The sequence below is a fragment of the Staphylococcus caprae genome (genome assembly GCF_002902725.1).
Lineage (GTDB): Bacteria > Bacillota > Bacilli > Staphylococcales > Staphylococcaceae > Staphylococcus > Staphylococcus caprae.
The window spans coordinates 1-13,038 of the sequence record NZ_PPRT01000073.1 but is presented as its reverse complement, the minus strand read 5'-3'; the positions used below and the strand labels follow the sequence as shown (position 1 = coordinate 13,038).

Below are 13,038 nucleotides of genomic sequence, written 5' to 3'. Positions count from 1 at the left end.
TAGCTCATAAATACTAAATAGTTTGTAACTCTCGTTACTGTTTGTTTGGAATTAACGTTGACATATTGTCATTCAGTTTTCAATGTTCATTTAAGTTAGAATGGAGCGGGTGATGGGAATCGAACCCACAACATCAGCTTGGAAGGCTGAGGTTTTGCCATTAAACTACACCCGCATGTAGAATAGAATTATATGATATTGGTGCGGCCGAGAGGACTTGAACCTCCACGGGATTAACTCCCACTAGGCCCTCAACCTAGCGCGTCTGCCATTCCGCCACGACCGCTGGCAAAACGCATAATTAAACTTTAATTATCGAGAACAATAAATATTTTAAATCTTTCATTACATTTTGTCAACAATAATTTAACTTAAGATTAATAATGTTAATTAGCTTTTAAAACTTGTTTCTCTTGTTAAGACAACGATATCTATAATATATCACACAACATTAAATGTCAATATATTTGAGCAAAAATTTTCATCTTATTGAAACATCAAAATTCCATATTATTTTTCATAAAAAAATGAAGCAGAGACTAAAATAATTATCCCTGCTTCACTTAACATATTGGCAATGTACGTCTAAATTGAAAACGTGCTTATATCAATTTTGTTTCTATCCGAGACTTCCCTACCGGCAGCGCTCCAACTAAAAAAATTTCTGCAAATAATGCACGTTGGGTATAAGACAACGAAAATAATTTTCCTAAATGACATTTCTGTCTCACTCCAAAACGCTCTTCAACATTAATGCTTATATACTTCTACTAAATTAAGTTTGCCTCCACAATGACCGCATCTCATTTTATGGGTGTTCACTCTTCTAATACGTAAATAATTCTTCAAACAATTCACACATTGGTACTTGTAATTAGCGCGACTTTGGTACGTTTCAGTAGGTGTGCAAAATCTAGGTGCACCTACCTTACTGCTTAAAACTTTGAAATCTCGATCACGATGCTGATAACCTCTACCTGCAAGATGAAGAAAATAGTGACACAGTTCATGTTTAATGATATCTATAATTGCCTGTTCTCCAAAATTTTCTAACTGCTTAGGATTAATCTCTATATGATGAGACCGCAATAAATACCTACCACCAGTAGTTCTAAGTCTATGATTAAAGTATGCTTTATGTTTAAATTCTACTCCAAAATAATCAATAGCTAATTGTTCGGTTAAGCGTTGTAATTCAATATTATTCATTTGGGTCAATCATTGTTAGCGATACTTTTCCTTTATTTTCATCAATATCAAGAATCCAAACGTCTACAATATCGCCAACACTTACAATCTCCATTGGATTCTTAACAAACTTCTTAGATAATTTAGAAACGTGAACTAACCCATCTTGTTTCACACCTATATCGACAAATGCGCCAAAGTCAACAACATTTCTCACTGTACCATTCAACTTCATACCTTGATGTAAATCTTCAATAGATAGTACATCAGATTTCAGAATTGGTGTTTCAAATTCATCTCTAGGGTCTCTGTTTGGTGCAATTAAGGATTGAATAATATCCTCTAATGTTGGTTCTCCTACATTTAATTTAGTTGCAAGTTCTTTCACATTAACGTTAGTTAAAGTAGATTTGAGATGCGTTGTACCAATATCTTTAGCCCCTAGTCCTAATTGTTCTAACACTTCATACGTCACTTTATAACTTTCAGGGTGAATTGCCGTGTTATCTAGTGGTTCTTCACCATCGACGATACGTAAAAATCCGATACTTTGTTCAAATGTTTTGGCACCTAATCTTTTAATTTTGCTAATTTCTTTATTGTGTTTAATTGGGCCATTTTCTTCTTTGTAATCAATAATGTGTTGTGCAATTGTAGAAGATAATCCCGATACATATTGAAGTAAAGATTTAGAAGCAGTATTAACATCCACTCCGACCTGGTTTACAGCAGTCTCTACAACGAATGTTAATGCATTACTTAATTCTTTTTGGTTTACATCGTGTTGATATTGACCAACACCGATTGATTTAGGATCTATTTTAACCAATTCACTTAGTGGGTCTTGAACTCTTCTGCCTATTGAAACTGCACTTCTTTCTTCTACTTGAAAATCGGGAAACTCCTGTCTAGCAATTTCAGAAGCTGAGTAAACTGATGCTCCCGCTTCATTAACTATGATAAATTGAGCGTCTAAGCTATACTTTTTAATTACATTTGCAACAAATTGTTCTGTTTCTCGACTCGCTGTTCCATTTCCTATAGCTAATAATTCAATTTGATAATCTTTAATCATATTGACCAATTCTTTTTCAGCAGCTTCAGTCTTAGATTTAGGTGGGTGTGGATAGATGACACTTTTCGCAATAAATGTTCCAAATGGATTAATCACTGCAAGTTTGCAGCCTGTTCTAAAGGCTGGATCTACACCAAGAATTTGTTTACCTTTCATAGGTGGTTGTAATAATAAGTTTCTAAGATTCTCACTAAAAACATCAATTGCATGTGTTTCAGCTTTCTGAGTTAAATCACCACGTATTTCTCTTTCTATTGAAGGCATAATTAAACGTTTAAGACTATCTTTTATAGCCGCTTCAATGTATATCGCACTTTCATTGTTCGTTTTAATAACTTGTCTTTCAATATCTTTTTGAATTCTTGTTGTATCGAATTTTATTTTAACGGATAATACTTTTTCCTTTTCACCACGATTCATAGCTAAAATTCTATGATTAGCTACACGTTTCACAGGTTCTGAATAATCATAATACATAGCGAAGATTTCTTTTTCATCTTCAGCATTTTTCTTTTTAGAAGTAGTAATTTGTCCTTGATGATACACATCTTTTAATATTCTAGAACGATATTTAGGGTTATCTGAAATATGTTCAGCGATAATATCTTGAGCGCCTTCCAGTGCTTCTTCAATATTAGATATTTCTTCATTGAGAAATTCTTCTGCTTTGTCTTCAATTTTTTTATCTAATTTTCCTTGAATTAACCACTGTGCTAAAGGTTCAAGTCCTTTTCTTTTAGCTTCAGTTGCACGCGTTTTCTTTTTCTGTTTGTATGGTCGATATAAATCTTCAACTCTTTGCAATTTCGTTTGTTTAAGGATGTCGCTCTTAAGTTCGTCCGTGAGCATTCCTTGTTGTTCAATACTATGTATAACTTCTTCTTTTCTCTTTTGAAGATTCTCCATGTAGCGATATTCATCGTCAATTTGTTTAATTTCAACTTCATCTAGGCCGCCAGTAGCTTCTTTACGATATCTTGCGATAAATGGAACAGTATTATTATCTTCTAATAGTTCAAGCACTGATTTTATTTGTTTTTCTGAAAAATTATATTTCTCTACGATTGTTTGAATTAAATTTTTGTCCATTCTTCTACCACGCTTTTCTATAAAATTACTTCCCTATTTTAACATAGTTGTATAAATACATTCTCGATTTACGTTAACAAACTATGCCCACTTTTAATCACCAAAATGATGACAAACAAAAAGAAGCTCATGATTGTTATCAATGAACTTCTTTAAATATTTATTGTTTAGCTGCTTCTTGCAACTTTTTAATTGCAGTACGTTGCAAGCGGGATACATGCATTTGACTAAGTCCAATTCTTTCACCAGTTTCTTTCTGACTTAATCCCTCTATAAATGTACATTGTATAATTTGTCTTTCTCTATCAGATAAAATAGGCAAAATGCGTTCTAAAATCATGCGTTTTTCAGTTAAATCATAATTATCATCTTGTTGCCCCATAATATCTAATAGCGTTACTGTTGATCCATCCTTATCCGCTTCAATAGAATGATCCACACTTAGCGCATTATAACTTTGTCCCATCTCCATTGCTTCTAAAACTTCTTCGTCTGTGACTTCAAGACGTTCCGCTATTTCATTGATAGATGGTGAACGTTCAAGTTCATTTGTTAGTTCATCGCTTACCTTTTTAATTCTAGGACCAATCTCTTTAATGCGTCTAGGTACGTGAACACTCCATGTTTTATCTCGTAAATACCTTTTTATTTCACCAATCACGGTTGGCACTAGAAATGCTTCAAATTTTCGATCAAATGACAAATCAAATCTATTGATGGCACCTATTAATCCAACCATACCCACTTGAACTAAATCTTCATGATGTGATTGCCCTTTCGAATATTTATATGCTAAAGATTCTATTAGTTTGCGATAATGCGTTACTAATTTATCTTGAGCTTGGCTATTTTCATTTTCTTGGTGTTCTTTAATCCATTGGTTAATTTGTTCAGGTGATACATCATTAGCTGATTTCGACTCTTTCGCCATTATTTCGCACCTGCTCTTTTTTAATATACTTAATCATACTGATTGTCACACCAGATTCTTTATAAACAGTTACTTCGTCCATTAATGACTCAATAAGAAATAATCCCAATCCGCCTTCTCTTAAGAAATCAATGTTCTCGTTATCATCATATGGACCTAGTTTAGATTTAGTTGTTTCATAATCAAAACTTTCCCCTTGATCGGAAATAACTATTTTTATTTTATCATCAAATATCTCAAAACATAAATTTATCATACCGGTTTCAGGATTTTCTTTATAAGCATGTTTAACAGCGTTCGTTACAGCTTCACTTACAGCGATTTTAGAATCTTCAATATCGTCATAAGAGGCACCTGCTCTTGAAAATACGCCAGATAATGTTAAACGTATTAAACTTACGTATTCTGCAGAGGCTGGTAACCGCATTTCGATATAATCTTGTCTTGATTGCATGTTACTCTACCTCCGTTCCTTCATTAACATGCATTAAATCTTTCAAACCGGTAATATCAAACAATCTATTAATTCGATCTGAAACACCTAAGATATATAAATCTTTATCATTTTGGTTTAATGCTTTTAAAGTTCCTACAAATAAACCTAATCCAGTAGAATCCATGTAACTCACGTTAGCTAAGTTAACGTGAATATCATGTGTTCCTTCTTGTCGCATTGGTACTAAAACTTCTTCTAATTCTGGTACTGTATAAACATCTAATTCTCCACCAACTTTAACTTCATAATAGTCATCATGAGTTATAGTTTCTATATTAAGATTCATTTGATACACTCCTAGTCTTTTCATATCTAGTTCATTTTTTTACGTTCCTGTTCAAAATTATGTATACCCTTAGACATTAAACTTTAATCTAATTTAGTCAATTTAATTTACTCTTTTTATAATTAAAATTGTCATATCGTCTTTTCTACTAGGGTTTTGAACTTTTAAAATTGATTCATAAATAATTTGAACGATATCTTGAGGATGCATGTGTTTATTTTTTTGAATTAAATTTAACAACTTATCTTTATCAATAAATTCTCCTGTATTATCACGTGCTTCCGTTACACCATCAGTAAAAATAATAATCAAATCTTCTAAGTAAATAGGAATTTCTTGTTGGTTATAACGTGTCTTCTGACTGACACCAAGGACACGTCCTCTTACGTCAATTTCCTCAAATTCCTCTGTTTCAGCACGGTAAACATAACCAGGTTCATGACCGGCTGAACTACAATAAAGAAGATGGTTCATCTCTTCATATAATCCATAAAACATCGTTACAAACATATTTTGGTTAACGTTTTTTTCGACAACACGATTTAATCGTTTCAAACCATCGCTCGGCAACTGTGAATGACCATATGAATCCATGCCGAATTTGATCATACTCATGGCTAATGCTGCAGGAATCCCTTTACCAATGACATCAGCCACTGCAAAGCTCATCGTACCATCTTTATGATCGATTAAGTTGAAATAGTCGCCGCTTACTTTTTGTGCAGCTACAGAAATCACACCTATTTGTATACTATCGAATTGAGGTATATCTGTCTTTAACATCGTTTGTTGAAGTCGAGAGGCCAAATCTATTTCCTTATCGTGGACTTGCATTTTATTTACTAACCTTTGATAATCTCTATAACTATAACCAAAACCTTTAACAACCTCTTGAAGAACATCTAATGTCCCCAAAATTTCTTCCTCATTTAATTCTAATTGGCTAATATAAGATTGATGAATTTCCACAATATCTTCTGGCAATACATCCTTTTTAATTACTTCATCCGTAAATGCTTCGCACTTTTTTATAAGTTGAGCCCGATTATCAGTAGTTAAACTTTCTTTTACAAGCGCTTTATAACTTTTTTTAAATTCTTCCACGACACGTGCCTCCTTACTTCCATTTCACATTCCATTCGTTTACTATCTATCGTTTTTGGAATTTTATTTATTTTTTAAAATGAACAGCAAATCACTGATAAACCTCAATTCTTAACTAGCTAAAAAAGACTTTAGGAGTGGAATACCTAAAGCCGAAAAAACTCAAGACATTCTTTTATAATAAATGCAATTACTTAATAACTATAATTATATGCTATTAAACTAATGAGAGGTAGCACTAGTATAGATTTGCAAAAAATCTTAATGAAAGCAATCGGTCTAAAGTTACCTGTTTGATTAAGAGTTATAATTATTATAAAGTTATTGTCTTCTAATTCATTATTTTATTTATGTTTACTACATATAAAACATTATGATTTTGGATGATCAAAGTTATGTAAGCCTAGACTAATGTCTAGGGCGTTGTCGACCTCTTTCATCTTACTTTCAGATAAATAGGTCAATTTTTCTTTTAATCGTTTTTTATCAAGTGTTCTAATTTGTTCAAGTAGGATAACGGAATCTTTATCTAACTTGTACTTTTTCTTTTCAATTTCTACATGGGTTGGTATTTTCGCTTTATTAATCCTACCTGTAATAGCAGCCACAATGACTGTAGGACTATATTTATTACCAGTATCGTTTTGAATAATAACGACAGGTCTTACTCCCCCTTGTTCAGACCCTTGCACTGGTGATAAATCCGCTAAATAAACATCTCCTCTTCTAATCATTCATTCTTTGAGTTAGAAGTAAGATATGTTTCATTACAATCGCAAGCTTCACACTCAATCGGGAAAGCTTCCGTCGCTAGGGAGAGGTTTAAATCAGCCATTTGTGCATAACCTTCTTTTAAGGATTGTTCAAGACTGTGACTTCTATTTTGATTAAAAGATAACATGTGAAGAACCTCCATCTGATTCCAAAAAGTTGTTATTTAACCTTTAATTTAACTTAATAATAACAAATTTTAAGTACAGTGACTATACTATTTTAATAATTCATTAGTAACCTCATATTCATCACTGTGATGGTAAATTCTAGGTAAACGTCTGGAGATGTTGCACAATACTTCATAATTGATCGTTTGTTGCTTTTCAGCTAAAGCTTCAGCAGATTGTGGCGAATCAATATGGTTGTCCATCAATATGACTTTGTCCCCTACCTTCACATCTTCAGGAACTCTTAAAATAGTTTGATCCATACATACGCGACCAACTACTTCACATTGGTGACCATTCACATTAACATAAGCTCCTTGCATTGCTCTTAAATAGCCATCAGCATAGCCAATTGGCAGAATTGCAATTCTCATTTCTTCTGTTGCTTTAAATGTTCGACCATAACTTACCGTTTCACCAGCTTTGAGGGTCTTGACTTGTACGATTTCAGATACAAGTTGTGCACTCGGACGCAAGTGTACTTTGACATGATCTTTAACGTATTGTGAAGGATAGTATCCATATAAAGATATACCTAATCGTATGGCATTGCAGAATTGTCCATCCATTAATAACGATGCGGCAGAATTTTGTGTATGAATGTAGGTCGGTTTTTCAACTTGATTTACGACGGTTTTGAAGAATTCAAATTGTTCATTCATTGAATCTCCTGGTTCATCTGCGCTCGCAAAATGCGTATAAACACCTTCGAAAACAAGGTGTTCTCTTTTATCTATCAGGTCCACAACTTCACGATATTCTTCGACATCTTTCATACCCAAGCGACCCATACCTGTATCTAGTTTTGCATGTAACCATAACTTTTTCTCGTTATCTTCAGGAATATTTTTAATCGCTTCTTTCAACCACGCCTTAGATGGAACAGTAAGCGCGACGCGATGTTGAATCGCTTTACTTATATCTTCAGTTCGAATGACGCCTAATATTAAAATTTTAGCTTTAATACCGTGCATTCGTAATTCTATTGCTTCATCTAATGTTGCCACTGCAAAAAATGAGGCACCGTGTTCCATTAGGTGTTGCGCGATTCTTACACTGCCTAAACCATAACTATTTGCCTTGATCACAGATATTACAGTTTTATTGTGATGTAATTGATCAAAAATTTGATAATTTGCTAATATCGCATCTAAATTAACATTTAAATAGGTTGGTCTATAGAACTTTTCTGTCATATGAATGCCCTCCTTGAAACGACATACTTATTACTTCATTAATATAATTTTATTTAACTTTTAAGAGTTCAGCAGATTTATTCTTCTTTTTCTAATATGACTTGGCTCATGGCATAATGAGCTGTGTGAGTGATGCTCACATGCACTTTAAAGCCTGGATAATCAATACATGGTTGACCTAATCGATTGTTGTAACAGTTAATATCTTGAAAAGTTACAGATTGGCCTAATCCTGTACCTAACGCTTTACTAAATGCTTCTTTTACTGCAAAACGACCTGCTAAAAATTCTATTTTACGCTTCTCATGAGTAAACTTCTCAAATTTAGCTTTTTCATCTGGAGTCAGAACTCGTTCAATGATTTTACTTTGTTTGTGAAGCACTTTTTCAATACGTTCGATTTCTATTAAATCTATGCCTATTCCATATATCATTCCGCTTCGCCTCTTTATTCATTTTCATCTATAGATTTAGCCATACCGTTTACCTTTTCTTCATTATCTATTGAAGTGGATAAATGATCATCGCTTTCTTTACATTGCTTAATGAGTGTTTTTAATTTTTGAGCTTCATCTCTATCAATGAGTTCAATTTCAGAATTTCCGCCAGCTGTTGATAATGTCAATGTAGCGAGTTGATATTTTCTCATAATGAATCCTTCATTTATATCGATATTTTGGATTCGGAAGTATGGAATAATGTTGGTATCAATAAAAATGACGCCTCTTCTCACATGTACTTCGTCTTCGCCTATGAAATATCTGAAGTTTTTATACCTATAAAGAGGCATAATAAGTAAAAACATCAACAAGAAAAAGATAATAAGTACTAGTGCGCCTATAATAACTGAAACGTTACCTACCCAATGTAGTTTAAACATATTTAAGCCAATGAATATTAATAACACAACAGTAATGACAAGTGCCCATATTGAAGCACTTATCCTCATCACTTTTAATCCTTTTTCATTCATATATTTATATGCTTTCATGAGTATCACCTCTCATGTACCATTTCTTCAGTTGATTCACGTTAGATACATCATTAAATTTTAGTCCAATATATTGATTTAAGTCACCTTTAGCTATAATAAACTCAAAGTTTGCTAGATGGCTTCTTTCTAATAGTGGATGCTGTTTAATCTCTAAACCGATTACTTTGTTAAGTTTAAAGTAATATCTTTTAATATTGAGTAATGATGCTTTTTGTATCACGAGTTCATCATTTTTCAAATTATAGCCACCGAAACGAACGTATAGTATTGCTGCAATGACAAATAAAATAATTAGTACTGCCATAATGACGAAAGACCATGCTGACCAGAAATACCATCCAACTATTCCAGCTATAACTAGGATTATAGTCGGTATAAGAAAATGACGGTAAAATCCTCTCATAGGCATGCCAGCATGCGCAGTGTTAAATTGCATTTCGGGCACTAAAGACCGAATGATCTCATACGCTTGAGAACGCTTAATAAAAGGAAGAATCATGATGCGTCCATTATCATCACTCGGTTCACCAGAAGTGGCATCAATATCACTTGTGATATAAAAATGAATGGATGTGTAACCAAACAACTTCCTAATATAAGATTGATGTTCTAGTACACCTTGAAGGCGATCAGTAGGTACAGTTATATTCTTTTTTGTAAATAAACCATATTGAATTTTTAGTTGATGGCCTTGTTGTGTGACTTTGTACCCATAATATTTAATGAATGCCAAACAGGTTCCAATAATATAACTGGCTATTAATACGAAAACTACAATGGCAGTCACTAAGAGATAGATCGTTTTAAAAATGTATGATAGTTCATCTCCTAGCTTTTCCCACGGAATAATACTCGAGAAGCTCCCTACAATCGGCGAAATTGTAAATAGAGCAATCCCAATTGCACCACTCGTCATAGCCATCAATAATAATTGTTTGAATGGCATTTTAAATATAGATTGAGAAGGTAGATTTTGAGGCGGTGTTTCATTATCACCTGCATTATTTTCACTCGCCACTTCTTGTTGAGTATCATTCATTTGTTGTTGTAATGTCTTAATTTCTTTCTCTACCATTTCACTTTGTTTTTTAGAAATGGTACTTAATTCGATACCATCACTAGGCGTTTTAATGATGAGTTCAACTCCACCCACAACTTGGTTGACTAAACTTTGTGTGGTATCAGCAGATTGAATTCTACTTATGTTGAGCTCTTTACGTTCTTTATTAAATACACCTGTCGTTAGTATGAAGTGATTATTTTCAATCCAGTAACGCGTATTATAAACTTTAATAATATTGTGTATGAATGATACTAAAAATATTAAAGTCATTACGCCAGGCCAAATATAAGAACCAAAGTCATCAAATTTAAAATTTCTTATGTTAAATAAAAAGAGGATAATCACAATAAAGTTCTGTTTGATTACATCTATTAATCCGGTTACGTACGAGATTGGATGCAATCTTTGAGGATTATACATCGTCATTGACACCTCTCAATCGATCTAATGCCTGTTGTTGAATCATTTGTGCTTCTTGTTCTGAAATCATTGGTAATGTAATTTCATGTCCAGCAGTTACTAATTCAATTGAATTGATTTTGAATTTTTTAGCTAAAGGATTTGTTCCAATAGTAATAAATTGTAATCTTTCGATTTTACTAAGTTCTTCTCTTTTAAAGAAAAATGCTTCTTTTAAAATAATTGAATTTCCTTCAAATTTATAAAAATGATACTTGTATCTAATGAAAGGTGAAAATATAAAATGAATGATAGCAATCGCAGCTATCATTATGAGTATGTATAAAATAAAATCCCACCAATGAAAAGTAGACCAACAATAATAAAGAATGCTTAATATAACTAATATGATAATTAAAGTTATAAAACTAGTTATATAATAGTACTTTAAAGCATTTTTAGGGCTTCGATGAAATGTACTATCCAGATTCATATTATAGCTCCTTTGTCTGATTTACTCATATTATAGCATAGAGCATGAAAGGTCTAAATAAAGCAATAATAATACAAAAACCAGCTAAGATTGTGACCTTAACTGGTTAGAATGAAATCATTTATTTTTGATGGTCTGCAAATGTGCGACCTCTCATTGATTGGTTAGAGCCTTTACTTTGTTTGTCTCGGCGGTCAAATTTTTTAGTGTTTTTCTTTTTATTTGAGTTGCCTTTTGGCCCTTTTGAACGTCTATTTTTATTATCAAATTTGCCATTACCACGTTTGTTATTACCTCTTCTTGAGCCGCCTTTATGATTACGACCTTTACGGGCAAGTGGTTTTTCGAATGTTAATTGAACTTCTACTTCATCATTTGCTTCTACAAGTTCTTGTAGTAAAGAAGCTACTAATTCAACGCTATCATATTCTTCTAGTAATTCACTTGCAATACGTTGAAGGCGCGCTTCATTATCTTTAGACATCCAATTTTGAACTTTTTCTTTAATATCGTCTTCACGTGCTTTAAGCACTTCTTTACGATGTGGTGGTCTTAACGCATTCATACGGCGACCATTCACGTCTTCGATTTGGCGAATATAATCCATTTCAATAGGATTGACAAATGTAACTGCAATACCTTCTTTACCTGCACGGCCTGTACGACCAATACGGTGTGTATAGCTTTCAGTATCTTGTGGAATATCAAAGTTATAAACGTGACTTACTCCAGAAATATCTAGACCTCTCGCTGCTACGTCAGTTGCTACTAAAATATCGATTTGGTCATTTTTGAATTTCTTCAAGACTTCTAAACGTTTAGCTTGTGTGATATCTCCGTGAAGTCCTTCTGCTTTATATCCTTTAGATAATAACGCACTTGTTAATTCATCTACACGACGTTTTGTACGACCGAATACAATTGCTAATTCTGGTTGGTGAACATCTAGGAAATTAGTAAATGTATCAAATTTCTCTAATTCTTTAACAATGGTATAAAACTCTTCAATTTGTGGATCTGACATTTCATTATTCATCGTTTTGATGATTTTAGGCGTCTTCATAAATTGTTGAACTAATTCTTGAATTGCTTTAGGCATTGTTGCTGAAAATAGCATTGTTTGACGTTGATCAGCAGGAATTTTATCCATAATAAATCTCATATCATCGATGAATCCCATATTCATCATTTCATCTGCTTCGTCTAAAATTAACGTATGAATATCATGCGTTTTTAAAGTACGACGGTTGAGATGGTCAATGACACGACCTGGCGTACCTACGACAATTTGTGGGCCTCTTTTCAATGCTTTAATTTGGCGATCGATTGGCATACCACCAAATACTGTAACGACTTGTACGCGTTGTCCTTTACTGAACTCTCTTAATTGTTCAGCCACTTGCATTGCAAGTTCTCTTGTAGGCGCTAAGATAAGAGATTGTACGCCTTCTTGGCCGACTACTTTCTCAATTAAAGGAATACCAAATGCCCCTGTTTTCCCCGTACCTGTCTGGGCTTGGCCAAGGATGTCGTCTCCTTTTAACGCATAAGGGATACTGTCTTTTTGGATAGGTGTAGGTTCTTTGAATCCCATAGATTCCAGTGTTTGAACCGTTTTATCCGAAATCCCTAATTCTTTAAAATTTTGCAAAATAATTCTCCTTTTTAAGTGTTTATTTCTTAATATACTTTTTTGCATATATGTTCACTTATGTTTTATCAACTTCTATATAGTACCACCTTAAAAATATTATAGCAATAAAGCAGTAACTTACTTTTAACC

General features: G+C 33.1%; 14 protein-coding genes and 2 tRNA genes. All 16 read right to left on the bottom strand.

Going from position 1 to position 13,038, the window contains the following annotated elements; genetic code table 11:
• Nucleotides 1–101: 101 nt before the first annotated feature.
• Nucleotides 102–175 (bottom strand) — tRNA-Gly (locus CD155_RS11715).
• A 24-nt stretch (nt 176–199) separates the two neighbouring features.
• A tRNA-Leu gene (locus CD155_RS11710) sits at nt 200–286 on the bottom strand.
• 464 nt (nt 287–750) lie between these two features.
• Entirely contained in the window at nt 751–1,209 is a 459-nt protein-coding gene (locus CD155_RS11705; protein ID WP_172605814.1) for a SprT family protein, read from the bottom strand.
• A complete protein-coding gene (locus CD155_RS11700) occupies nt 1,202–3,352 on the bottom strand; it encodes a Tex family protein (RefSeq protein ID WP_103213408.1) in 2,151 nt (716 codons plus the stop codon). Before CD155_RS11700 ends, CD155_RS11705 begins: the two co-directional genes overlap by 8 nt.
• Before the next feature lie 160 nt (nt 3,353–3,512).
• Nucleotides 3,513–4,283 carry an RNA polymerase sigma factor SigB gene (sigB, locus tag CD155_RS11695; protein ID WP_002445521.1) on the bottom strand — a complete coding sequence of 257 codons (771 nt, stop codon included), beginning with the start codon at nt 4,281–4,283 and terminating at the stop codon, nt 3,513–3,515.
• Nucleotides 4,258–4,737, bottom strand: coding sequence for an anti-sigma B factor RsbW (rsbW, locus tag CD155_RS11690; RefSeq protein WP_002445522.1), 480 nt, complete (start codon nt 4,735–4,737; stop codon nt 4,258–4,260). The genes sigB and rsbW overlap by 26 nt, the downstream gene beginning before the upstream one ends.
• A 1-nt stretch (nt 4,738) precedes the next feature.
• Entirely contained in the window at nt 4,739–5,065 is a 327-nt protein-coding gene (locus CD155_RS11685; protein WP_037541852.1) for an anti-sigma factor antagonist, read from the bottom strand.
• A 102-nt stretch (nt 5,066–5,167) separates the two neighbouring features.
• Nucleotides 5,168–6,169 carry a SpoIIE family protein phosphatase gene (locus CD155_RS11680; protein ID WP_103213407.1) on the bottom strand — a complete coding sequence of 334 codons (1,002 nt, stop codon included), beginning with the start codon at nt 6,167–6,169 and terminating at the stop codon, nt 5,168–5,170.
• Between the two features lie 371 nt (nt 6,170–6,540).
• Nucleotides 6,541–6,903 carry a type II toxin-antitoxin system PemK/MazF family toxin gene (locus CD155_RS11675; RefSeq protein WP_002445525.1) on the bottom strand — a complete coding sequence of 121 codons (363 nt, stop codon included), beginning with the start codon at nt 6,901–6,903 and terminating at the stop codon, nt 6,541–6,543.
• The gene (gene mazE, locus CD155_RS11670; RefSeq protein ID WP_037541853.1) at nt 6,900–7,070 is read right to left on the bottom strand and encodes a type II toxin-antitoxin system antitoxin MazE; all 171 of its coding nucleotides are present in this window, start codon (nt 7,068–7,070) and stop codon (nt 6,900–6,902) included. The genes CD155_RS11675 and mazE overlap by 4 nt, the downstream gene beginning before the upstream one ends.
• Nucleotides 7,071–7,157: 87 nt before the next feature.
• On the bottom strand, nt 7,158–8,306 hold the full coding sequence (gene alr / locus CD155_RS11665) for an alanine racemase (protein ID WP_002445529.1): 1,149 nt from the start codon (nt 8,304–8,306) through the stop codon (nt 7,158–7,160).
• Between the two features lie 77 nt (nt 8,307–8,383).
• On the bottom strand, nt 8,384–8,740 hold the full coding sequence (gene acpS, locus CD155_RS11660; RefSeq protein ID WP_002445530.1) for a holo-ACP synthase: 357 nt from the start codon (nt 8,738–8,740) through the stop codon (nt 8,384–8,386).
• A 14-nt stretch (nt 8,741–8,754) separates the two neighbouring features.
• The gene (locus tag CD155_RS11655; RefSeq protein WP_103213406.1) at nt 8,755–9,297 is read right to left on the bottom strand and encodes a PH domain-containing protein; all 543 of its coding nucleotides are present in this window, start codon (nt 9,295–9,297) and stop codon (nt 8,755–8,757) included.
• A complete protein-coding gene (locus tag CD155_RS11650; RefSeq protein WP_103213405.1) occupies nt 9,284–10,783 on the bottom strand; it encodes a PH domain-containing protein in 1,500 nt (499 codons plus the stop codon). Before CD155_RS11650 ends, CD155_RS11655 begins: the two co-directional genes overlap by 14 nt.
• Entirely contained in the window at nt 10,776–11,255 is a 480-nt protein-coding gene (locus tag CD155_RS11645; protein ID WP_070830018.1) for a PH domain-containing protein, read from the bottom strand. Before CD155_RS11645 ends, CD155_RS11650 begins: the two co-directional genes overlap by 8 nt.
• A gap of 121 nt (nt 11,256–11,376) precedes the next feature.
• Nucleotides 11,377–12,906 (bottom strand): degradosome RNA helicase CshA, encoded by a 1,530-nt coding sequence (gene cshA / locus CD155_RS11640; RefSeq protein WP_070830017.1) that lies wholly within the window; start codon nt 12,904–12,906, stop codon nt 11,377–11,379.
• Between the last annotated feature and the right edge of the window lie 132 nt (nt 12,907–13,038).